This is a genomic window from Pristimantibacillus sp. Z349TD_6 (assembly GCF_056173205.1).
This window is the reverse complement of the sequence record NZ_CM149662.1, coordinates 1,425,028-1,448,508: the sequence shown is the minus strand read 5'-3', so window position 1 is coordinate 1,448,508 and position 23,481 is coordinate 1,425,028. Positions and strand designations below refer to the sequence as shown.

The 23,481-nt window shown below is 46.0% G+C and carries 17 protein-coding genes; 5 read left to right on the top strand and 12 right to left on the bottom strand.

Going from position 1 to position 23,481, the window contains the following annotated elements:
• Positions 1-27: 27 nt before the first annotated feature.
• From AC0VYE_RS06195 to AC0VYE_RS06175, 5 genes are all read right to left on the bottom strand, one after another.
• The gene (locus tag AC0VYE_RS06195) at positions 28-942 is read right to left on the bottom strand and encodes a carbohydrate ABC transporter permease (RefSeq protein ID WP_076269714.1); all 915 of its coding nucleotides are present in this window, start codon (positions 940-942) and stop codon (positions 28-30) included.
• Between the two features lie 50 nt (positions 943-992).
• Positions 993-1,931: an ABC transporter permease gene (locus AC0VYE_RS06190; protein ID WP_179089866.1), complete on the bottom strand. Its 939-nt coding sequence runs from the start codon at positions 1,929-1,931 to the stop codon at positions 993-995.
• Positions 1,932-2,011: 80 nt separating this feature from the next.
• Entirely contained in the window at positions 2,012-3,478 is a 1,467-nt protein-coding gene (locus tag AC0VYE_RS06185; RefSeq protein WP_076269713.1) for an ABC transporter substrate-binding protein, read from the bottom strand.
• 195 nt (positions 3,479-3,673) lie between these two features.
• Positions 3,674-5,194, bottom strand: coding sequence for a response regulator (locus tag AC0VYE_RS06180; RefSeq protein ID WP_475446745.1), 1,521 nt, complete (start codon positions 5,192-5,194; stop codon positions 3,674-3,676).
• Positions 5,187-7,106, bottom strand: a complete 1,920-nt coding sequence (locus AC0VYE_RS06175; protein WP_475446742.1) for a sensor histidine kinase — start codon at positions 7,104-7,106, stop codon at positions 5,187-5,189. Before AC0VYE_RS06175 ends, AC0VYE_RS06180 begins: the two co-directional genes overlap by 8 nt.
• A 106-nt stretch (positions 7,107-7,212) precedes the next feature.
• On the opposite strand from AC0VYE_RS06175, the gene AC0VYE_RS06170 reads away from it, so the two are divergent.
• The 4 genes from AC0VYE_RS06170 (at position 7,213) to AC0VYE_RS06155 (ending at position 9,797) form a co-directional block, all read left to right on the top strand.
• Entirely contained in the window at positions 7,213-7,455 is a 243-nt protein-coding gene (locus AC0VYE_RS06170) for a hypothetical protein (RefSeq protein WP_475446740.1), read from the top strand.
• Positions 7,456-7,605: 150 nt separating this feature from the next.
• Positions 7,606-7,914: a hypothetical protein gene (locus AC0VYE_RS06165; RefSeq protein ID WP_339207312.1), complete on the top strand. Its 309-nt coding sequence runs from the start codon at positions 7,606-7,608 to the stop codon at positions 7,912-7,914.
• A 144-nt stretch (positions 7,915-8,058) separates the two neighbouring features.
• Entirely contained in the window at positions 8,059-8,892 is an 834-nt protein-coding gene (ku, locus tag AC0VYE_RS06160; protein ID WP_475446738.1) for a non-homologous end joining protein Ku, read from the top strand.
• Positions 8,892-9,797, top strand: coding sequence for an ATP-dependent DNA ligase (locus tag AC0VYE_RS06155; protein ID WP_475446736.1), 906 nt, complete (start codon positions 8,892-8,894; stop codon positions 9,795-9,797). Before ku ends, AC0VYE_RS06155 begins: the two co-directional genes overlap by 1 nt.
• Before the next feature lie 1,141 nt (positions 9,798-10,938).
• Here the strand turns inward: AC0VYE_RS06155 and AC0VYE_RS06150 are convergent.
• The 6 genes from AC0VYE_RS06150 to AC0VYE_RS06125 are packed head-to-tail and all read right to left on the bottom strand — an operon-like array spanning position 10,939 to position 19,308.
• Positions 10,939-11,976, bottom strand: a complete 1,038-nt coding sequence (locus tag AC0VYE_RS06150; protein WP_475446734.1) for a glycoside hydrolase family 18 protein — start codon at positions 11,974-11,976, stop codon at positions 10,939-10,941.
• Positions 11,976-14,621, bottom strand: a complete 2,646-nt coding sequence (locus tag AC0VYE_RS06145; RefSeq protein WP_475446732.1) for a transglutaminase-like domain-containing protein — start codon at positions 14,619-14,621, stop codon at positions 11,976-11,978. Before AC0VYE_RS06145 ends, AC0VYE_RS06150 begins: the two co-directional genes overlap by 1 nt.
• Before the next feature lie 6 nt (positions 14,622-14,627).
• Positions 14,628-15,653 carry a carbohydrate-binding family 9-like protein gene (locus AC0VYE_RS06140; protein ID WP_076269704.1) on the bottom strand — a complete coding sequence of 342 codons (1,026 nt, stop codon included), beginning with the start codon at positions 15,651-15,653 and terminating at the stop codon, positions 14,628-14,630.
• Positions 15,654-15,704: 51 nt separating this feature from the next.
• Entirely contained in the window at positions 15,705-16,583 is an 879-nt protein-coding gene (locus tag AC0VYE_RS06135) for a sugar phosphate isomerase/epimerase family protein (RefSeq protein WP_076269703.1), read from the bottom strand.
• 33 nt (positions 16,584-16,616) lie between these two features.
• Positions 16,617-17,903 carry an alpha-L-fucosidase gene (locus AC0VYE_RS06130; protein ID WP_475446730.1) on the bottom strand — a complete coding sequence of 429 codons (1,287 nt, stop codon included), beginning with the start codon at positions 17,901-17,903 and terminating at the stop codon, positions 16,617-16,619.
• A gap of 19 nt (positions 17,904-17,922) precedes the next feature.
• Positions 17,923-19,308 carry an alpha-L-fucosidase gene (locus tag AC0VYE_RS06125; protein ID WP_475446728.1) on the bottom strand — a complete coding sequence of 462 codons (1,386 nt, stop codon included), beginning with the start codon at positions 19,306-19,308 and terminating at the stop codon, positions 17,923-17,925.
• A gap of 135 nt (positions 19,309-19,443) precedes the next feature.
• Between AC0VYE_RS06125 and AC0VYE_RS06120 the strand changes: the two genes are divergently transcribed.
• Positions 19,444-21,744 carry a helix-turn-helix domain-containing protein gene (locus AC0VYE_RS06120; RefSeq protein WP_475446726.1) on the top strand — a complete coding sequence of 767 codons (2,301 nt, stop codon included), beginning with the start codon at positions 19,444-19,446 and terminating at the stop codon, positions 21,742-21,744.
• 84 nt (positions 21,745-21,828) lie between these two features.
• Here AC0VYE_RS06120 and AC0VYE_RS06115 read toward each other — a convergent pair whose 3' ends face one another.
• Complete coding sequence (locus AC0VYE_RS06115) at positions 21,829-23,442, bottom strand: extracellular solute-binding protein (RefSeq protein ID WP_076269699.1); 1,614 nt, start codon at positions 23,440-23,442, stop codon at positions 21,829-21,831.
• Between the last annotated feature and the right edge of the window lie 39 nt (positions 23,443-23,481).

Sequence of the window (23,481 nt, the reverse complement as noted above, 5' to 3'; positions counted from 1 at the left end):
TTGCTCCTTTAGAAATAGGATTCGTAATTATTCCTTAACGGCACCAACCGTCAAGCCTTGAATGAAATATCTTTGGAAGAAAGGATAAGCGAATACGATTGGGCCTGTTGCCAGCACCACCATCGCCATACGCGAAGTATCCTGCGGCATCGACTGCAGCAAACCGGTGCTGAGCGACGCATTTTGCGAGTTTTGCATAATGAATTGCATACTATTCTCGATCCGCATCAGCATCGACTGAAGCGGCACTAAATTCGGCGTGTTAATGTACAGCAAGGCGTTAAACCAATCATTCCAATAGCCTAGTGTACTGAACAAAGCGATGGTTGCAAGCCCTGGAAGCGACAAAGGCAGCACCAGCTTGAAGAAGGTTCCAAACTCTCCCGCACCATCGATTTTGCCTGATTCTATAATAGCATCTGGCACCATGGTCGAGAAGAATGTCCGAAGGATCATAATGTAGAAAGCGTTGACCGCAAGCGGTAAAATAAGCGCCCAAATGGAATCTTTAAGTCCAAGCAGCTGTGTAACAACAATATAAGACGGCACGAGACCACCGTTAAATAGCATCGTAAAAAAGGCGAAAAATGCGAAGAAACCGCGATATTTAAAGCTTTTACGTGAGATTGCGTAAGCGAAAAGCGCTGTACATACAACACCAATGACAGTACCAATAACGGTAACAGCTATCGTTACCCCATAAGAGCGAAGCAGTTGATCCCCCGCTTTAAATAAATAGCTGTAAGCCTCAAAGCTCCATTTTTCAGGAAAAAGCGAATAGCCGTTTTTAGCTAACGTCGCCTCATCCGTAAACGAAATGATGGTGACGAATAGAAAAGGAAATACACATAACAATGCAAAAATACCAGCCACGGAATGGAATCCTATATTCCAAATGGGCGTCAACCTATGAAAGTCGCGGGTTTTCGTTTGAGCGGACATAGCGGTTTTCCTCCCTGCGCAATGCTTGTTCCAGCAGTAAAGCCTTTAGACTAGAACAAAGCATTGTCTTTGTTGAATTTACGAACAATTCCGTTCGATGTAATAACGAGTACAAATCCAATGATCGACTGATACAAGCCTGCTGCTGTACTCATACCGATTTCACCAGTTGATTTCAAGCCGCGATACACATAAGTATCGATAACATTCGTTACGCTGTAGAGTGTTCCAGAGTCCCTTGGCACTTGATAGAACAGTCCGAAATCCGCATAGAAGATTTTACCGATTGCAAGCAGCGTCAATATTGTAATGAGCGGTGTAAGCATCGGGATCGTAATGCTGCGAATTTGCTGCCATTTATTTGCGCCATCGATCATTGCCGCTTCATAAAGGGATTTATCAATACCCATGATGGCTGCCAAATAGATAACACTGTTGTAGCCGACTGATTTCCAAAGAAATACGACGACGATAATAATCGGCCAATAGGTTGGATCAGAGTACCAGTTAATCGGATCGATGCCGAACCAGTTGAACACTTGGTTCACAACGCCTTTATCCAAGCTCAGGAAGCTGAATACGAAATAACCGACGATAACCCATGATAGGAAGTATGGAAGAAACATACCTGTTTGATATACTTTTGCTAATTTCTTGTTCGTAATCTCAGCCAGCATAATTGCCATTGCAACGGCAATGACTAGACCAAGCACGATAAAGAAGATGTTATAAACGACGGTATTGCGTGTAATAATGTAAGCATCATTGGTACTGAATAGAAATTTGAAGTTTTGCAGGCCTACCCACTTGCTCTCGATAATGCTGGCAAGAAATCCATCCCGGCTGTATCTGTATTCCTTAAACGCAATAACCATACCGGCCATCGGCAAGTAAGAGAAGAAGATGAACCAGATTGTTGCCGGCAGCACCATAATCAACATCGCTTTATTTTTATTAATATCTTTAAAAAACCGTCCTATGGCTCCCACGTGATCACCTCTCAGTTGTCAGATTAATAAGCAAAGGTATGAAACGAATGCCGTGCATTCGCTTCATACCTCCCTCATGTTTACTTGTTCGCCGCTTTCCATTCGTCAAGCTGACGTTGTGCTTCAGCCATAATTTTATCAAGTCCAGCTGCTTTAAATTTCTCATTTGCACGTTTGATGTAAGTCTCAGGATCAACTGTTCCTGTCATAAGCGGTGCCCAGAACTCTTCTCTTACGTTTTGTACGGAAGCAATTTCAGTCGTTACTTTCGACGGATCGAAGTTGAAGCCAAGAAGAGGTGCTGGTGTTCCTGCATCGTTAAACTTCTTGAACTCTTCCCACTTGTTCGTAGGATCTGTTGTATTCAAGTACGTAAGCATTACGTTACCGAGTGAGAATGTTGGCATGTCATAGTTTTTTGACTCATCAAGGTTTTCCATAACATTGTCGCCTGTTTTCTTGTAGTGAACGTTTTCGATACCGGAATCAATCATGTTGCGAAGCACTGGATCTGTGTTAAGCAAGTTTAGGAATTCCATTGCTTTTTCCGGATATTTCGAGTTAGCCGAAATAGCTTGCATCGAGCCCATAACAGACCAGTTGTAAATAAGCGCTTTGCTTGCTGGTGTTGAAACTACTGGGTAGCCATAGCTTGCAGACCATAGGTTGTCAGCGAAAGGCTGAGTTGTCGCACGGTCTGAGAACCATTTGCCAGTCGTTTGAACATCTGTCATCGAATCCATTGTTGCTGCTTCAGTTGGAATGTAGCCAGCTTTATAATATTTGTGCATTGTAGTCAAAGCTTGTTTCATTTCTGGTGTATCTAGAACGTTAACCAATTTGTAATCCTTTGTATCGAGGGAAACAGCCATTGGAAGCTTCTCGATTACATAGTCATATGGCACGTAAGGCATTTGGTTTTTATCAACCGCGAAAGGATATACGCCTTGTTCGTTTTCTTTGATCGTTTTGAGCAATGGCTCAAGGCTCTCAAGTGTGTTCACTTTTGAAATATCGATTTTGTACTTGTCTACATACTGCTTGTTAAAGCGCCATACCTCTTGTGCTGGCAGCTCTTTGTTAGCAGGGATACCATAGTTGTGGCCGTCAATTTTGGAGCCTTCAAGGAAAGCAGGATCAAGTGTATCAACGATGCCTTGTCCGTGCGATTTCAACAAATCATCGATTTGCATGAATGCGCCTTTTCTTGCGTTCTGCACGTAGTCAAACGCCCATGAAGACGTAAACATAATGTCTACTGCTTCACCGGAAGCCGTCATAACTTGCAGCTTCTGTGAGTAATCGCCCCAGTCGATCATGCTCATTTTGACCGTAACACCAATTTTTTCTGCTGTATATTTGCTTACTTCCTGCATAACCTTGTCCACATCTTTTTGAGGCGTACCAATGGTGTACCAGAGCAGTTCTACTGGTTTCTCGGCAGTGCCTTCACCTTCGTTTTTGCTTCCGCCGCACGCGCTAAGCACGATTGACATGACCAGCATCAGCGCAAGCGCCGGCATAAATCTCTTTTTGTTTCTAATCATTGTAAGTCCTCCCTATGTCTAGTTACGAAGCACAATCCAATTGCGTAAGCATACGCTTACTTTATTGCTCTGACCTTAATTCGCGATGCGTTTTAGGGCTAACTTAAAAATAACGGATGTAACGGTTTTCAAATAGGGAACAAATTAAAGGTATGGTGTACAAATTAAAGAAAGAAAGGACAACTCCATCTTGCATTAGAGTAGTCCTTTGTAATCAGTCGGCGAAATGCCAACATATTTCTTAAATTGCTTGTAAAAATATCCAGTTTCCCAGTAGCCGACCTGCAGCGCAATTTCCTGCACCTTCAGATTCGTCTCCTTCAACATTTCTTTAGCCTTGCCTATTCGATATTTGTTTATGTACTCGGTAAAGGTTTCATTTGTCTCTTTCTGAAACAGATGTCCGAGATAAACAGGATGGATGTTGTATTGCTGGCTGAGTGATTTGAGCGACAACGCCTGTGCATAGTTCTCATGCACATATCCGAGCAGCAGCTGAATGATCGGGCTTTTCACGTCGCGCATAAGCGAATCCACCGTCAAGGTAGCTGCTTCTTTGACGACGGAGGAGAGCCCCTCAATCGTCTCGGCTTGCATGATTTGCGTGAAACCTGCTTTGAACAGCTCAGGCTGATCTGCCTGTTTAATTTCTTTGAGCTCCATTTTGAACCGTATCATCATCTCAATGGCCATACTTTGAATATATTCCGGCGTAACGCCGTCCAGCGTCTGATAATGCTCAAATTCAGCATCGATTGCCGCATGAAGCTGCTCTAGATCCTTCGCCTTAATCAGCTTCGAGAATAAGGACCAATTCAGCGGCTGCGACGTTACATTCTCAATGCTGTTCTTCAAAGGCAACAAGCTATAGTCCAAAATAGCCGGCTCGTCGGACAATAAAAAATATTCCTGCGCTTTCTTCGCATGCGCGTAGCTCTGCGGCGCACCCTCGCCTACCGCCTCCACACTGCCAAGCGAAATACGCATCGGGCTCGGAGCGAACCGCTTCTGCATATTTTCAAGCATGCTCATCGCCTTTTCCTTACCCAGCTCCTTGTCCTCCAGCATAAACACGATAACCAAGTCGCCATCAATGTCCACAAACGGCAGCATCGACGGGTCTTCCATGGCAAGCCGCTGTACGGCTTCATAGGACGGCTCGAACTGACTTTCCGTTCGAATAATCGCCGTCACAAGATAAGGAGCATCCAGCCGGATTTCAAGCATATCGGTACGTTCGATCAGCTCATTTGGCGCAATGCGTCCAGTCAGCCACCGATACAATATATTATCCCTAAGAATGCGAATATCATAATCACTAAATAATCGGTCAGGTCTTGTTGTGTTCAATTTGTCGATTGTATTAGCCAGCGTCTCCTGCAGCTCGTCAATATTAATCGGTTTAAGCAAATAATTTTCCACACCAAGCTTTAGCCCTGACTTGATATAGTCAAATTCGTTGAAGCCGCTCAAAATAATGACCTTCAAATCCGGCCGGAATTGTCTTGCTTCACGAATCAAAGTTAAGCCGTCCATCACAGGCATTGAAATATCCGTAAGCAAAATATCAGCCGACGACTCCTTTAACGCTTCAAGCGCATCCTGGCCATTTTCCGCTGAACCGACGATTTCAAGGCCAAACGCCGCCCAATCGATAATATCGTACAAGCCTTCTATAATAAATGGCTCGTCATCTACAAGAAATACTCTATACATGCTGCGCCTCCTCTAGCACTGGGAATTCAATCGTTACGATCGTTCCGACGCCTGGCGTGCTGTTAATTTCAACACCATATTCCGTTCCGTACAGCAGCTTCAGTCTCTCATGCACACTGCGAAGACCAAAGGAATCGCCGCTTTCCTCCAGAGTGTCCATCGACTCACGAATGGACGCGAGTCTCCCAGGCGCTATGCCTCTGCCATTATCCTCGACTTGAATTTGTATGCGATCCTCTATCTGCCGAACATTTATTTTCACTTGGTTATCCGGCCTGCGAGCTTCTAGACCATGCACAACATAATTTTCAATGATCGGCTGCAGTGCCATTCGCATTATATTTTTGCTAGCCAAGCTCTGATCGCAATGAATTTCGTAAGACAGCTTGTCCTTATAACGAATCCGAAACAGCTCCAAATAGAGCCGCGAAGTTTCTAGCTCATCCTTGAGCGTGTTTTCACCTTTGGGCTGAACGAAGCTTTTGAATAACACTGATAAGCTATATATCATTTCGCCTACGTCCTTCGCTCCTTGCGATACGGCCCGCATCCGAATCACTTCGAGCGTATTGTACAAAAAGTGGGGATTCACTCTAGCCTGCAAAGCAGCAAGCTCTGTATGCTTTTGTTTAATCTCCGCTTTATAGACGCGATCGATATGCTTTGTCAGCTCGCCGAGCATATCGTTAAAGCTTCTGGAAATTTGCCCAAGTTCGTCCTCTTTCTCGTCTTGGATGCGTGCGGACAAGTCGCCGTTCTCCACCTTGCGCATAAATCGTATTATTTTATTCGTTCGTTTCGCGAAATTGATAACAACCAAGGTCGGAACCAGCAGCACCATAATGATACAAATGATACTGATCAATGTAATCATGTGCTTCAAGCCTTGATAGGCAGCAGCTACCTCCGCCTTCGGAGCTACACCAACTACGGTATAACCCGCTTCGGTTTGCGTGAACATTTTGACATAAGATTCCTGCTCAAGCATCACAGTGTCATTCAAGGAATCAATTTTATCGATATAAGGGTACCGTTTACCATAAAAGTTGTCTGAGGAATCGAAAAGCACTTCCCCAGTTGGTCCGAGGACCAGAATATAGCCCTTTAATTGTTCTTTATAGCTCTCAAGTGCTTTTTGAATCCGTTCTGAGTTGAAATAAACGAGCAGCTGTCCTAAGTTTTTTAACGTATTTTTGTCCGTAATGGGGACACGTATCGCGAATAGCTTGGGATCCTGCTGTCCAATTGCCGTTCGTACCCATGCATTCGGCAGCGTTACTTTACTTGCTTCCATCGCCATGGCATCCGGGATATAGGAATGTGCGGCATTCGTAGATATTAACTTCGTTACATGCCCCTGCTTGTATGCGTACAAAAACTGCTTTTCCGAGCTGTACAGCAGCAGGTTCTCGATATCGGCATCATTTTCAACCTTATTTTCAAAATAGTCCAGCCCCTTCGGCATGTCGATATTAATAGAAGAGGCATATTGATCCAATTGATAATTGATGTAATCCTCGAACGGATTTTGAAGAAAGTAAGTAAGATGAAGGGATAAGGCTTCATTCCGATACACATCAAGCATAATGGACTCCACCGATTCAAATTTACGAGTCATGTAGCTATTCACGCTATCGATCGCTTTTTTCTGATTTTCAAGCTCATTGCGTACAATCGATTCCGACATGACATTAAACATAAAATACGAAAAGGTTACGATCGTCACTGTTGTGATCAATGCAAACAACAAAATCATTTTCATGAAAAGATTATTTTTGACATAGTTGTGGTACAAGCTTTTTGCCTTCAAAATAAGCTCCTTTCCCGTGAATGATCGCTGTTCAATAGGTTGATCGGAGTTCACGATATGGGGTACAAGGTTTAATAATACTTCAGTATGATTTGCTGGCACAAGTATGCTCCTTAATAATCGGCAATTGAAGGGTACGGTTGAATGGCGCCTCGGAAGGGGCGTATAATGTAAAGGTGAGAGAATCCGCAAGATTGGAGATGAGAGCATGACAATTGGTAAAATGCTTCGAAATGTTTCCGTCGGACTGATATTCGGCATACTGGCCATTGGATTACTGCCGTTTCTGGTCATCTTTAACTGGGCGGAGATGCTCAATCTTGTCGAACTCGAAACCTCGCCATTATTTATGCTTCTTGGACGATTTATTAGACCGACCGTTCGCAAGAACAGCATGAACAGCGTGAACAACATGGACAGTCAGGAACACAAACAAGATCTCAATCAATAAACTAGCAGCAGCCTAAACCGTTTGCATGAACGGAGACCCGGGAGAGCACCTTATGTTGGTGACATTCTTCCGGGTCTTTCTTTCTCGCTTAAACGAGCGATTTATAGTAAAATGGGGCGATGCAACACTATACGATTATGAGGTGCCCTTATGTCCATTAGCTTCACAACATCCATTATCAGCCGCTTAAAAAGAGAAATCGCTGACATGCAAAAGCAAACCAGCAACGATAAAAGCAAAAAAGAGAAAGCTCTCTCTAAAATAAAACAACTGCAAAAAAACATCAAAATGAGCTCTTCCCCCACCGACCTTAGCAGCAAGATGACTCAAATTACGAAATTAAACGAAGAGGTAGCACGAATTGACGCTTCGCAGGCTGCTTTAACTAAACAATTAGCTGCAAAAAATGCAGAGCTTCGGCAGCAGCTAGCCAAAAACGAGCAAAAAAGCGATAAATAGCTTTAACATAGAGACCTTTCACAAGTTCAAATGAGCTTGCGAAGGGTCTTTTTGTTATTGGCTTGATATGGTGAGATTGTCCATTCCTCGTATACTTTAACCAAACGCGCGCATCCTATGGAAAAAAAGCAGGGCGGGGATTGTATGCATACAGTTTGGAAAGGTGCGATTAGCTTTGGGTTGGTTCATGTGCCTGTAAAAATGTTTACAGCAACAGAAGATAAGGATGTTCATTTTCGCCAAATACATAAGGTTTGCGGCATGCCTATTTCCTATGTGAAAACTTGTCCTCACTGCGATGAAGCCGTTAAACCAGAGGATATCGCTAAAGGTTTTGAATACGAGAAGGACAAGTTTGTCCTCTTTAATGAAGAGGAGCTTGAAGCGCTAAAGCCTGAATCTGCACGGGTTATTCAAATTCTCGACTTTGTCGATTTAACGGATATCGATCCTCTCTATTATCAAAAAGCTTATTACCTCTCCCCCGACATGTCAGGGGCTGGAGCTTATACACTGCTGCTTGAAGCGATCAAGCAAACAGGTAAAATCGGCATCGCCAAAATATCGATCCGCAGCAAAAGCAGCTTGGCGGCGATTCGCGTTGTCGGAAACTGCTTATGCATGGAGACGATGCATTATCCTGATGAAATTCGGCCGATAGCAGAAGTGCCTAACCTGCCTGGGCTTGCTAATGTCAATGAAAAGGAACTGCAAATGGCCAAACAGCTCATTGAGCAGCTGTCTGAACCGTTTCATCCTGAAAAATATACCGATGATTACCGGGCTGCCATGCTAGAAGCTATTCAGCATAAAATGGCGGGCGAAAGCGTTGATATGGTTTCGGCTCCGGCTGTTGGTCGGACGAATGTCATTGATTTGATGGCTGCGCTGCAGGCTTCCCTTGATGCGGCCAAAACGCCACCTGCTGCTCCAAAGAAAAGGAAGAGCACCACTAGAAAAACGAAGGATGCCGGATAATGAACACGATGTCTTTGCTTCCTTTGCCGAAGGTGCCCATGGCGCCAGTTACTTCACCCGATATCCCTACGGGCTCGGAGTGGGGATATCAAATCAAATGGGATGGCGTTCGCACGCTCGCTCGATTAGATGGCAGCGGCGGTGTTGAACTATTTTCCAAACGAGTAGAGCCGCGAAATACCACTTTCCCTGAAATTGTAGCTCTCTTGTCGCCGCTGCGTGTTGGGCCTTGCATCCTAGATGGTGAAATCGTCTATTTTGACGGCACTCGTCCAAACTTTCAGCGCAGCCGCCTAGGCGTACAGAAAAGGTCAGGCAATGATGATCTCTTATTCGTCATGTTTGATATGCTCAATGATAACGGTGAAGATTTGCGCAGCTTTCCCTTCCGTGATCGTTACAGCCGGCTTGCTGCCAAGTTTCCTGAAAAATCGCCGCGCCTGTTTGTCACCGACTTGTTTGATGATGGTCAGTCCTTATGGGAATGGCTTATCGAGCGGGAGTGGGAAGGGCTCATATCGAAGCGTCTGGATAGTCCTTACAGCGAGGGCAAAGGCCATAAGGATTGGTTCAAGAAACGAAAGGAAGTACGAATCGTCGCGGACGTTGTTGGGGTGAAATTAAGAGATGGCCTTGTGTCGAGCCTCGTGCTGCAATATGAGAATAAATATATTGGGCATGTGTCGGGGCTCGACAACGCGTCCAAAAAACTGCTGCTCCAGTTCATGCATGACCACCCGGGAGATTGCCCCTTCCCTTCGCTCTCGCAAGGCATGAAGAAATCCGACGTAGTCTGGCTTGCCGTACATTTCCCATGCAGGGTGACCGCACTCGAGTTTACGGATACGGGCCTGCTTCGCCAACCAAAACTGCTAGGTTTCGGTGCGGGAGACGGCGAGGTTTAGCGCTGATGTAAAGTTTGCTCAGACGAATAAAGAGGCGGTTGCCCCACAAGGTCATATTACTTGCCTTGCGGGACAACCTCCTCTTACACTTTTCCGCCCACAACCCGCCAAATGCCCCACTACACGTTGATTCAGTAAAAATAGCGCTAGAATCTAGACTTATTTCCAACAAACATAAGCTTTTCACGGAAATAGGACTAGAAAATAGTGTTATTCCTGCTAACAACCCGCCAAATGCCCAATATACGTCGATTTAATAAAAATAGCGCTAGAATCTAGTCCTATTTTCAACAAACATGCAACTTTCACAGAAATAGGACTAGAAAGTAGGCTTATTTCTGCTCACAGCCCATCAAATACTCCTCTTTGCGTCGATTCAGTAAAAATAACGCTAAAATCTAGTCCTATTTTCAGCAAACATCAGCTTTTCGCGGGAATAGGACTAGAAAATAGTGTTATTCCTGCTAACAACCCACCAAATGCCCAATATACGTCGATTTAATGAAAATAGCGCTAGAATCTAGTCCTATTTTCAGCAAACATCAGCTTTTCGCGGAAATAGGACTAGAAAGTAGGCTTATTTCTGCTCACAACCCATCAAATACTCCTCTTTGCGTCGATTCAGTAAAAATAACGCTAAAATCTAGTCCTATTTTCAACAAACATCAGCTTTTCGCGGAAATAGGGATAGAAAATAGTCTTATTTCCACTCACAACCCGCCAAATGCCCCACTACACGTTGATTCAGTAAAAATAACGCTAGAATCTAGTCCTATTTTCTACAAACATGAGCTTTTCGCGGAAATAGGAGTAGAAAGTAGGCTTATTTCTGCTAACAACCCACAAAATGCTCCACTATGCGTCGATTCAGTAAAAATAGCGCTAGAATCTAGTCCTATTTTCAACAAACATCAGCTTTTCGCGGAAATAGGACTAGAAAGTAGGCTTATTTCCACTCATAACTCGCCAAATGCTCCACTACACGTTGATTCAGTAAAAATAGCGCTAGAATCTAGACTTATTTCCAACAAACATGAGCTTTTCGCGGAAATAGGACTAGAAAGTAGGCTTATTTTGAAAAACTGACTTCCACTTGTGCTTCAGAGCCACACCGATACCACAAAGCAACTTCCCAATCCAGCTACTCCTTAAGCCCTTCATATATCGCGTGGAGCAAGCGGTGCGTTTCATCGCAGCTGTATTCCCAGAACATTACGCCGCCAAGCTCACTCGCCTTAACATACTCGCATTTATGATGCAGCGATTGTTCGTCGTCGTAAGAGATAAAGCTGCTTCCGTCGTAGAGGTAAGGCGCCTTCGCTTCGTCGTCCCAATATCGAACATAATTGTTTTTATTAATGTATTCCGCTGCAAGCTTGGTGAAATCTGGTCCATATCCGCCTGTGCTGCCCGCCATTTGATGAAGCCCATTCGCGCGATTAGGAACGTTATGCCAAACCCGAGTATAAAACGCCGCGCCTATAACGATCTTCTCCTTCGGCACGCCTGCTCGGATGAACAGGTTAACGGATGCATCCGTACTGATGCGGAATAAATCCCCAGCTGGTGTATACAGATTCGTATGATGCCCCGTTAAAATTTGAAATCCACCGCGCATATCGTAGGTCATCAGCTGAACAAAATCCAAGTATTGCTGGACTTGATCCATTTCCGTACCGTCTACATAATATTGATCCGCGCCTGCTGCAATCGTAAGCAAATAATGTTTTCCGTCACTTGCGCCCTTCTTGTCCAAAGCTTCGCGGATGGTTTTGAGCAGCAGAGTGAAATTGGTCTTATCATCTGGACTCGACGCTATGCCCGCTTCACCATAACAAGGATATTCCCAATCGAGATCGACTCCGTCGAATGGAAGGTTGGTTAATACACGAACCGCCGAATCTGCGAAGCGGCTTCTCCCTTCAGCAGTAGATGCAGCTTCAGAAAACCCGCCTGCGCTCCATCCGCCGACAGACAATAGAATAGTCAGCTCTGGATGCTCATGTTTAATCCTGCGAAGAACATCAATATGCTGCAAATGCTCTGTAATAATTTCATCATTGCGCACATGGCCAAATGCCACATTCAAATGGGTAAGCTTCGTTAAATCTTCCCGTGTCATGTCTGGAAGCTTCGAATCTGATGCATAACCCGCCACAATATATTTTCGACTTGCCATTACGTATCACTCCGTTTCGTTGGTTGCTGCCATATGCTAGTGAGAATCTGCAATGCTTCTTTCCCCGTACCGATCTTGTATCCTGATGCTGTGTAACGAATTTGATCTTGGCCATCCAGTACGAGCAAATGCGGGAAACCCGCTTCGCTAGCTGGCGGCACTGCTATAAAGTCCGGCAAAGACGCGTAAGTGGAATCACGAACAAACACGGTACGCGAAGGCAACCCCTTATAACGAGAAGGATCAAAAGATGCCGTCCATTCGGAATCACCTACGACAAGCACAATCGGCGCTCCAAGTTCGTTCAATGGCTCAGCAAGCTCGCCGAGTTCACGGAATAAATGTTTGGTAGGCTCACGCTCCGGCTCCAGCCAAGCAACAATTGCCCCATTCATGCCGATAAGCTCACCAATCGATTGGTCTGAACCACCCTGCATCGTAAACGTATCGTTTCTGTTTAGCGTCCCGAGTACTGGAATACCTTGCTTCGCACTTCGGAAAGTCAGCGGAATATCCATTTGTTCTCCTGCACGCAGCTCAAAATAGGAAAAGCGAACGCATGCGGTACCATCCTTTAACCGAATACCTGTGGTCAATCGATAGCTGCCTTGCGCAAGCTCGAACGGCTCATCGTATACATCAGATTTCCCATTAGGGTAGACCAACGTTTTATATATGCCGTTCTCCAGCCGGGCGAACGTGAAGTTCTCAGAGTATGAAGCTGCCGGAGCTTCATCGGATGACTCGTTATCTTTAAGAAGTCGCAGCTTGCCGTTTTCCTTCTGCTCCAATTGCTGCATCGCTCGATTTGCAAATAACGCATCCTGCCAGCCACCGTTAGCCAACGCCATGTATTGCGGCTTCTGCTCACTCGGATGCAAGCGTGCTGGAATGCCTATGCTGCGGCAGATCGCCACAAACATAATATCGAGAGAAGCCTGATCCCCTTTCTTGATCTTAAAGGTACCAACGGGGTTTCCTCTGCCCTTCAGATTGGGAAGGTCCTCCCACAACGACCACTCTGAATCCAGATGGCGTACAAGCTCAGCAGCATTTTGCCGGAACAATGCCACTTGTGCTTCAGTGAACACCTCTTGGAAAAAATGCTTATAAGGCACGATCATTTCATATAACACTCGCGGACAAAGGATATACCGCGAGAAGATGTCTTCGGGAAGCTCACCGCGCTGTGACAGAGAACCGATGAGATGATCGTCAAGCTCCTTGCGGAACGTATCGGAAAGATCTTTTTCGTTCAAGCTCTCCAGCAGCTTAAGCGGCCATTCTCCAAATTCAGCGGTGCGTTCCTGCAAGAAGGCTGCGATCTCGCGGCTATTTCCCCGTGCCTTGCGCAGCACATCCCACACCCGCTCCTGCGGAAGACCAGCAGCCTCGGCAATATCCGACGCCTGCGCTTCGCTTAGGAATGTTTGTTCATAGCTGCTGCGGATGTTCGTGCCTTCTTCCAGGCGGCTATTATGCCGCTGAACCTTCTCCTCGGAAAGTACATCGAGAGCTTTGCCATTACGTTCAGGAGGTGGAACCATATCAAAGTCAGTTATCCCTTCGGGCTGCTGCACTTGATCCAGAACGATCTCGAAGCGCACACGATCACTAACTGTAACCTTCTTTTCTCCCCACTTGCCATCCATCACAGCACGAATCAACAGATCTCCGTAGCCTGTCTTAAACGCAGCTTCACCCAGTTCGTTTGTCTTCAGCTCAGCAATCGGATAAAATTCAGCCATATTATAGAGCTCAAAATAAACATTCGCGCCGCTGACCGGTTGGTTCAGCTCATCCTTCACAGCGACAGTGATGCTTCGAGTAGGCGCATAACCTTCAAGCAAATTGATTTCTGTAAACCAATTGTCCGCAAGCGTGATGTCCTCAGGGCCAGGGTAATTTGCGAATACTCGAGTATTGATCAGCATTGCCCGCCGGGCTGGAGGAGTGAACCAACCTTGATCAAGGCGAGCTTCAGGCTCACAGGCGCCGATATAGTGCCACTGCCCGTCAGCCCAAGCTTCTACCCAAGCATGGTTATCGTCACAATGCGCCCAACGCGGGGTGTATACTTGGCGAGCAGGAATGCCAATGCTCCGAAGCGCTGCAACAGCAAGTGTCGATTCCTCACCACACCGGCCTCGAGCATTTCGAATCATCGTAAGCGGCGAGATCGTCCGCAGATCACTGCCAATGTAGTTCGCCTTCTCATGGCACCAGTAGTTCGTCTCCAGAATCGCATCCTCCATCGACAAAGACGCGGTACGCTCCGCCAGTTCACTGTATAAGATACCGCGTGAATCCTCGATGTTCTCCGTGTTCACACGGTAGGGCAACACAAAATGCAGGAAGAGATGATCCGGCACCCGTTTTCCCCAAGGCACTTTTCCCCGAATGTCCAGCGTCTGCCGCACATGGCTTAGAAACAACGTACCGTCATAATCAGCCATATCGTTTACAGGCATATAGGCGTACAAATATTTGAGCGCCCATGTCTCTTCATCCGTCAGCGGCTGCTGAAAAATATCAAACAGCTCATGCTCTCTCGCCTTAGCGAGCAGCTGCTTCTCACGAAACTTGCGTTCAATCAGCTCCATCGACGCTTGCTCTAATGAGAATACAGAGGTTTGCAATGTCATGCGTACTCACTCCTTCCATAGCTTTCCGTCTTGCCTAATGCAGAAGCTCGACTTCCCATCGCTAGACGGCGTTGTGATTTGAAACATGGAGCGGGTCGTCTCAATGACAGGCGTTATGCTCCACTGCTCTCCGCCATGCATCAACGATTCCGCATCCGCTGTAAATTTACCGTGACTTGCGAAGTAATTGCGCTCACGATAATAGAGCTTGCGGAGCTCCCACTTTATGCGTTCATCCGGCGGCTGTTCGAACGAATCCGGGCCATCTTCCCCTGCAAACATGACATAACCCCATAGCTCAGGATAATGCATATTAATAAGTCCCATCGGAGACCATACCCAGTTGTCCTCTGGATAGGATTTACCCGTTTCCGGATTGATGATCTTGCGGTATTCGCCATCCTTCACTTCAACGCGCCATTCAACGCGGGAGAAATTGACGCGCCAAAACTCGCCATTCACTGGCGCTCTGCCTTCAGGCGCGCATTCGCGCAAGCTTTTCCAAGGCATCGCTACCTCAATGCTCCACTTCCGATTCGCTGCTTCCGGTCGATTCAGCTCGCCGTCAATATGTACGGCTGTCTGAAGCCCGCTAATGTCCCAGCCGTTAATCGGCGGACCACCGTCACGGTATGGCTTAACCAGCAGCAGATCCCACACGGTGTTCAGCGCGTTAATTTCAAACTCGTAATAATTGTGGCTGTCACCATCGGGATCAATAAATATTTCAAAATCATTATCATAAAAAATGACCGAATCCCGCTCCGTCAACGTCGCCCAAATCTCGTCTTCAATCAATTCTGCCGCAAAATAGAAATAGTCGTCATCCCACAGCATTTTCACGCGGGTCTGCTTCGCAGGTTTTGGCCGAAGATCGCCTTCGATATCTACAAAATCGTCCGTCCAATCCGCTGCTGCCCAGAACGGCTTATCTACTCGCCCGTCAAGAATGAGCGGCCCCGCCGCGCGGCGACATACATAATGTTTGGGTGCATATTCGATGTTCGGCTCCTGCAATCCGCTTAAATTCATGTTATCCCTCCGTTTGAATTGCTATGAATCTATGAAAACGATGAAGCTCGCTTAAAGTACACATTCATGCCAGAAGCGTCGCAGATTGTCCATCGCAATGCGGGAGGCGGATTTGCACTCTTCCATGCCTTCGAATTCGATCGTCATATAACCGTCGTAACCCGATTCCTTAATAAGCTTGACGATTTTACGGATCTCAATATCCCCTTGTCCTACAATCGCCCCGCGCAAGTAGTTACCGTTCGAGGTCAAAAACCAATCACCGTCACCCGGATGCTGATCATATGGACGGAAGTAGAAATCTTTGAAATGGATAAGTGATGCATATGGCAAGTTTTTCTTAACGCCGATGATCGAATTCTCATCCACGCACATAAAGTTGCCGATATCGAGTGTCGTCTTGAAATTCGGCCGGTCTACCGCATGAAGAACACGTTGAACCCGATCGCTGGACTGTACGCTGAAGCCATGATTCTCTATCGTCGTTGTAATCCCGTATTGCGCGGCATAGTCCGCGATAAGCTGGCTGCCCTTCACCATGAGATGCAGGTTCTCCTCGAACCACCTAATTGTCATCTTCTCCTGCGGAATGGTGAAGGCGGTTACATCGTGCCGCATATGATTCATGCCGAGTCGATGCACAAGATCAACATGCAGCTTGACCCGCGCGACTTCCTCTTCAAACAATTGCTCCGTATCCTGCACGAAGTTTGCCGGCATCGAATAGTTGGAGAGGGCAATGCCAACCTCCTTTGCTTTCTCACGTACAGCATCCGCCAGCTCAGGGTTGTCAACGAGCGTATAACCATATGGAACAATCTCCATATGCTCGCCGCCGTTACCCGCTATCCAAGAGATGGCATCAAGAATGCTCATCTCTCCCGATTTTATGGCGCTTAGCAAGCTGTAAGAACTTAATCCAATTTTCATCGTTTCTTCCTCCTAAGTAGACAGATCAAATGATTAGTTATGCGTTACAACTGCGCCAGAACCACCATACATATCTAGCTCCTCATCAAATTCCAGCTTAAGTACGGTCACTTGCTTGTGAGTGTCTTCCGCTGTCAGATGAATCCATGTCGTCCCCGGAATATTGAACCACGGCACCCCTCCATGAATTTCATGCGTAAGCTCTTTGCCGGAATGAAGCACAGTAATCTTTTTGATCTTGTTACATAATCCCTTTAGGCATACATTTTCTTTCGGATCATCATACACGAACAGATACAATGACTTTTTATCTTTGGATATCGTGCTGCCGCCCAAATAATAGCGGGTCATAATGCCTTCGTCTGTCCCAAATACCGCTTCTTCGTGCGTTCGAATCCATTCGCCTAATCCCAGCAAAATATCCTCTTGCCGTTTGTCTATCGTTCCATCCTCCATCGGCCCGATATCAAGCAGCATGTTGCCGCCTAGGGTAATGCAATCACAGAACATTCGAATGATTTGATTTAATGATTTATATTTATCGTCCGTCGGCACATACCCCCACGAACTATTAATGGTTGTGCAAAACTCCCAAGGCCCCTCCGGTCGCGTTATCGGAATCCCTTGCTCCGGCGTTTTGTAATCCCCATAGCCTTGCAGGCGTGAGTTGATAATAATGTCTGGATTAAACGATTGCAGATACTGTTTGAATTCGGGCAAATTCCACTGCTCAGCGCTGCGTTCCCAATCGCCGTCGAACCAAAGAAGATCAACCTTCCCATAGTTCGTTAAAACTTCCCTCAGCTGATCATTGTTAAACTTCAGAAAAGCATTCCACTTTTCTTCATCCTGAACACCGTTTACCGGGCTCGAAAACTTGTTAACTTTGCTCAAATCATCCGGCACCTTGCCGCCTTCAAACACAGATGGATAATCGGGATGCGACCAGTCGATGAGCGAATAATACATCCCAAGTCGAATCCCTCTTTTCGTGATTGCTTCCGCATATTCCTTGATCAGATCCCGCTTCGCCGGCGTTTTCTTCACAACGCTAAGGTCGCTGTACTGTGTATCAAACAATGCTACGCCGTCGTGGTGCTTGGTCGTAAGCACTGCGTACTTCGCTCCCGATTGCTCAATTAAATCAGCCCATTTGTCCGCATCGAACTTCGAAGCCGTAAAGCCGTCCAATTGTTTCATATAATCGTCATAGCTCATTCTTCCGTTATAGAACGACCATGACTCCGAGACACCATCTACTGCATAAATACCATAATGTATAAAAATACCTAGCTTAGCTTCCTTAAACCATTGCTGCATAGCAGACTACCCCTCTCGATTAACGAATTCGAAACACATGCGCGATTGGTGCTTGTTCTGAGTATTCATTCACTGGCAAACGGACAATAATGCCGTTTTCTGCTTGGCTGTACTGCAAATGGTCTTGTCCGCCTACGAGATCAATCTGGCTGAAAGACTTCTGTATAGGGAGGTATAATTCCTCTTTCACAGCCTCTTTTTCATCCTTGTACAAATAAAAGGCATAAACCGTATCTCCTTTTTTCGTAAAGTGGCAATTGTCAGCAGAAAAAGGCTCACAAATTCGTGTTCCATAGATCGCCTCACCATAAACCTTCAACCAATCGCCCATTCCTTTGATACGGCTAATGGCTGTAGTCGATAACCTGCCGTCAGGCTGCGGACCAACATTCAATGCCAGGTTTCCGCCTTTCGCAACGATTTCAACGAGCAGATGGATCAGCTGTCGAACCGTCTTATACTTGTCCTCATAACGGAAGGAGAATGAGGTGCCCATCGTAATACAGCTCTCCCACGGCACGTTAAGCGGACGCTCAGGCAATGTCTGCTCTGGTGTAATAACATTTTCATAAGGACCGCCGACCGTGCGGTCAGCCGAGAGCAGCCAAGGCTGAATTTCCCGCGCCTTCTCAACCACCTCGCCTAATCGAATGTTTTGATCGCGGTAATCGTTCACCCAACCTGCATCGAGCCATAACATATCGATGCGGCCATATTTCGTCATCAACTCCATAATTTGCGCATGGGTGAACTGCACGAATTGCTCCCACAAATGCGGATATTGCTTCGGGTCATAGGAAGGCCCGCGCGCGGTAAACGACCCACGCTCCATGCCTGGCGCCCAATAATATGGCGTATGCCAATCTGCCTTCGAGAAGTATGCAGATATAGCTAAGCCCTTTGCGCGAAAAGCATCAAACAGCTGCTTGCAAATATCGGCGTACTTATGCGAATGGAAAGGACAATCTGGGCTCGTAATCCGGTAATCCGTCGTATGAGTATCCCACATGCAGAAGCCATCATGATGCTTGGTTGTAAAATTTAAATATTTAAAGCCATTCTCCGCAGCAAGATCTGCCCATAGCTCAGGCTGAAAGCGAAGCGGGTTAAAGGTTTTGTTTAGTCCAAAATATTGCCGCTTCAATTCCTCTGCGTCTACATTCCAATCGATGCCATCGCGTGACCATTCCTCATCCTTGTCACTAAGCGCCCATGATTCAACTACACCTAACTGTGAATATGGCCCCCAGTGCATCATAAGGCCCAGCTTCTGATCCTTGAACCACTCCAGCCGCTCCTGCAGAAGCGGGTCCTCTGGCTTTACCCATTGCTCTTCGCTGCTGTAATTGTGGACACCTTGCTCAACAACTTGCTCTATTTCGTCTGTCGTCTTTATTTCGCTCATGGTTACCTCCAAGTATAGTAGGACTTTCGTAAGCTTTACGTTCATTGCCTTCTTCTGCTCTATGTCCAAATTGTAAATTTGTTGCTATGATTAGTAGCGACGAAAAGGATTGATCGATCATAGGGGGCAGACGAGATGAAACGAAACTACTTCAAATCCAAACTGTTTTTAAAATATATCTGGTCCTACTTGTTTATTTTGCTTATCCCATTAGTACTTATGACGATATTTATCTATCAAAACGCAGTAACCAATCTACGTACTGAAATTGAGCAATCCCGCCTCGGCCAGCTCACGCAAGCCAAAGTTATTGTTGACGGGCGGATGAAAGAGCTAAGTGAAATTGCTTCACGCGTCTCGTATGACAAGAGGCTGACTCCGTTTCGGGTTCACGATTCTTATTACAGCGGTGAAGCCATACAAGCTCTTGATCAATACAAAGCGACCAGCTCTATCATTAGCGAGATGTTCTTGTATTTTCACAAGGATGCAAATATTTATTCCGCGAAGGGTCTATCGAGCATGGATGTATTCGCAAACACCTTTACCTTTCACAATTGGAGCAAAGACACTATTTTTCAAGATTTGAATACGGTTAAATATCCAACGATGCGTCCAGCTGACACCGTAGTCCTAAGCGCTAATTTGCAGGATTCGATGCTCGCTTATCTTGTTCCCATTACGCCGTACAACCCTAATCCACATGGAACGATTATGTATCTAATTAAAGAATCAGAGCTTACGAGTTTAATCGATTCGATTCTAGGCAATTATCAAGGCTTGACTTATATTTTGGACAACAAAGGTCAGATTCTAGTAGACAATCGCCAGGGCGAAGCCTTAACGAATGCAGAGGCGCAGTCTCTATATAGTCTCGCGCCAGGCATTCATGATAAAACCTTAAATGGCAAGCCGCATTCCATCGTATCCGTAAAATCAGAAAATAATGGCTGGACTTATGTGACCGTCATGCCAAGTTCCCAGTTTCTTAGCAGCGTAGTGCATGTCCGCAGCTTCATCGTCATGCTGTTCCTCATCGTTGTGGTCGTTGGAGCGGCGATTGCCCTAGTGCTTGCAAGAATGCAATATCTGCCGATCTCTACGCTTGTAGAGTTCGCAAATTCCAAATCCAAGCCAAAGCATTCCGCTGATCAATCAACCGAAAACGAAAACGAGCTTGATCGAATACGAACAGCGCTGCAGCAATACAGCTCGCGAGTTGATCTTCAAGAGCCATACGCTCGCAATCACTTTTTGTCCATGCTGCTGAAATATGGGAATGCGCAAAGTCTTTCACCAGAGCTGCAAGAGGCCTTCGATCTTCATTTCGACCAATCTCATCACTTTGTTATGGTGATTGGATGGGATGAAGTCGAAGATACGCAAGAGGAACGACAGGAGCGGCAAGAAATGATAGAGCTGCTCTCCCAAATCGAATTCCCGGAGCTGGCTGCTCATGCCTATGGCGTAGAGCTCCCTCAGCTGGATCAGCTTGCACTCATTATCAGCTTTAATAGGGATCAAGCCGAGCAGGAATTTGTTCCTGTGCGCCACATTGCTGAAGCGGTGCTCTGCACGATACTAGAGACGTTCGATGTTACGCCTACGATTGGCGTTGGAACCTGCTATTCAAGCCCTGACCAGCTGAATCAGTCCTTTATTGAAGCTTGCTCAGCTTTTGAACTGCAAGCGACAAGCGGTCATGGCACGATCACCTATTTCGAGAAGCTGCAAGATACACCGGATCATACCTTTTGGATACCGAATAATTCGCTGCTCAAGCTTTCTCAAAGCTTGAAGCAAGGAAGCTATGATGTAGCTGCACAAATGATCAGCCCGTCGATCCGCAGCCTGCAATCATCCGAGCTGTCTGCCCTGCTCAAACGCTGCATATGCTTTGACATTTTGAATACGATGCTAAAAACCGCATCCGAGCTTGGCATTCAAAATGTGATTCAAGACATGGCTCCTAACATGATTTACAGCCACTCCTTGGATGAAATCGAGACTGGCTTTCTGAATCTCGCCTCCCGAATCTGCAATCAAGTGGAGCGCAACAATCAGAAGGAGGAGCAATCACAGATTGATCGGATCGTCTCCTATATCGATGAGCATTTTAGAGACCATACGCTCAGCCTAGAAACGATTGCATATGAGTATGCCATTTCGCCATCACATGTGAGCCGTTCATTTAAGGAAAAGATGGGCCTTAACTTCATCCAATACATTTGGCAAAAAAGAATGGAAGAGGTTATGCATCATCTGAAAACGACAAACGCACCGCTAAAGGACATCATTATTCAAGTCGGCTATTTGGATACGCCTAACTTTATTCGCAAGTTTAAGAAAGAAACCGGATATACGCCTGGCCAATACCGCAAGCTATTCTGGGAGAATGAACAGGCGCAATTGGTATCCGATTCGGACGATGAATAAAAGACAAAACCCGGTCAGCATTTCGCATGACCGGGTTTTTGCTGTTTCTAGGTTCATGCTCTTGTTGGTTTATTTACCTGTGTACTATCTGTCGTATGCGCTTTGGTAAAGCTCAGCAATACGATTTCCGCCCATTTTTTTAATTTGCTCCACATACTTGTCCCAATTGGAGAGCGGCTCCTGGCCCGTTACGAACTTCGCTTCCATCTGTGTAACGTAAGTGTTCAGATCAGATAACAAAGCAGAAGCCTCAGTTTGCTCTTCATTTGTCAAATAAACGTTAGGGTAAGGCGGTTTTGCGATTGGCGTAAGCTTCTCTGCATTTTGCTTATCGATCCATAGATCGAATTCGCTACGAAGGCCTACGGCAACATCGCTTGAGTTCATACCCGGCGTTAGAATACCATAGTTTGGTGTCATCGTTCCGCGGTATTCTTCACGGTCGATGCCGCCTGGAACAGGAAGCCATTCCTTTTCATGCGTTTCCTTGTTTTTATATTTCCACAGAAGGTTCTCAGGACCTTGATTGAACAAGGTAGCGCCTTCATAGCTGTATAGGTAATCTACCCAACGCATAGTTGCCTCTGGAGCCGGATTGCTGCTTGTGATGGCGAAGGTACCATTCGCTGAAATACCAGGGTGCTTGCCATAGACAGGAGAATCAGCAATTTCACTTTTCACTGGCGTCATCAACGGGTTGTCTTCGCTTGGTTCGCCACCTAGCGTAAAGTAAGGGTAATAGTCGTTGAACAAAGCAATTTGATTGTTTTTCCCTTTTGCTTTCTTCTGTTCACCTGTTTGCGAGAAGGTCTCGTGGTCCAGCAATTCCTCTTTCCATAGACGGTTGAGGAACGTTAAATATCCTTTGTAACCCTCTTCTTGTGGCGTGTAATGTACTTTGCCATCCTTATCGGCATAAACGACCTCATCATAAATGCCCCAGAAACCGAGGAAGTACATGCGCAAATCGTTCAGTTTGTCGGATGTGAGCGGAATTTCATCCTGCTTACCGTTTCCATTCGGGTCTTCAGTCTTAACACGCTTCAGATAGGTGTACAGCTCTTCTGTCGTCTTAGGCTCTGTTGCCCCAAGAGTTTTCAAGAACTTGCCGTTGTACCACATCGGACCGCGGTACCAGACTGCTGCTAAGTCAACGTTCGGCAGCGCATAAATATGTCCATCTGGCGTGGTGAACGACTTGCGGATGTCCGGATTATCATCAAAGATCTTTTTAATATTTGGCGCGTAGCCTTCATCAATATATTTTTCAAGAGGAATAAGAACACCTTGAGTTCCGTAAGTGACTTGTTCTGCAGGTTTCAGATCCGCTGCATAGAACATATCCGGCAAATCTCCGCTTGCAAATACTAGATTTTTCTTGGTCGCAAAGCTGTCGATCGGGGCGTTCTGGTATTCCAGCTTAATGCCTGTCAGTTTCTCCATCTCTTGTAGTACAGGCATTTTGTTCCAGTCAGCAACGCCAACGTCCTGTGACATCATCTTCAAGGTAATCGGTTTACTGACAACCGGAAACCCTTCTTTGTTAACCCCGTCAGCCGTATTGGACGCGGACGTTTTGGAACCTGTATTGCTGCTATTCGTTTTCTCCTCATTGTTCGGCGAACCACATGCCGCTAATACGGAAGCAAGCAGCGTAATGCTGAGTAACAAAGATGATGCTTTTTTTAGCTTTTTCATCCTAAACCCTCTCCCTTTTTTAAAATTATTTATGAGCAA

Bases quoted from the DNA above. Each gene is read 5' to 3' on its own strand.
- AC0VYE_RS06130 (WP_475446730.1), bottom strand. From the start codon at position 17,903: ATGCAGCAATGGTTTAAGGAAGCTAAGCTAGGTATTTTTATACATTAT.
- AC0VYE_RS06150 (WP_475446734.1), bottom strand. From the start codon at position 11,976: ATGGCAAGTCGAAAATATATTGTGGCGGGTTATGCATCAGATTCGAAG.
- AC0VYE_RS06180 (WP_475446745.1), bottom strand. From the start codon at position 5,194: ATGTATAGAGTATTTCTTGTAGATGACGAGCCATTTATTATAGAAGGC.
- AC0VYE_RS06125 (WP_475446728.1), bottom strand. From the start codon at position 19,308: ATGAGCGAAATAAAGACGACAGACGAAATAGAGCAAGTTGTTGAGCAA.
- ku (WP_475446738.1), top strand. From the start codon at position 8,059: ATGCATACAGTTTGGAAAGGTGCGATTAGCTTTGGGTTGGTTCATGTG.
- AC0VYE_RS06185 (WP_076269713.1), bottom strand. From the start codon at position 3,478: ATGATTAGAAACAAAAAGAGATTTATGCCGGCGCTTGCGCTGATGCTG.
- AC0VYE_RS06165 (WP_339207312.1), top strand. From the start codon at position 7,606: ATGTCCATTAGCTTCACAACATCCATTATCAGCCGCTTAAAAAGAGAA.
- AC0VYE_RS06135 (WP_076269703.1), bottom strand. From the start codon at position 16,583: ATGAAAATTGGATTAAGTTCTTACAGCTTGCTAAGCGCCATAAAATCG.
- AC0VYE_RS06195 (WP_076269714.1), bottom strand. From the start codon at position 942: ATGTCCGCTCAAACGAAAACCCGCGACTTTCATAGGTTGACGCCCATT.
- AC0VYE_RS06170 (WP_475446740.1), top strand. From the start codon at position 7,213: ATGACAATTGGTAAAATGCTTCGAAATGTTTCCGTCGGACTGATATTC.
- AC0VYE_RS06120 (WP_475446726.1), top strand. From the start codon at position 19,444: ATGAAACGAAACTACTTCAAATCCAAACTGTTTTTAAAATATATCTGG.
- AC0VYE_RS06115 (WP_076269699.1), bottom strand. From the start codon at position 23,442: ATGAAAAAGCTAAAAAAAGCATCATCTTTGTTACTCAGCATTACGCTG.
- AC0VYE_RS06145 (WP_475446732.1), bottom strand. From the start codon at position 14,621: ATGACATTGCAAACCTCTGTATTCTCATTAGAGCAAGCGTCGATGGAG.
- AC0VYE_RS06155 (WP_475446736.1), top strand. From the start codon at position 8,892: ATGAACACGATGTCTTTGCTTCCTTTGCCGAAGGTGCCCATGGCGCCA.
- AC0VYE_RS06140 (WP_076269704.1), bottom strand. From the start codon at position 15,653: ATGAATTTAAGCGGATTGCAGGAGCCGAACATCGAATATGCACCCAAA.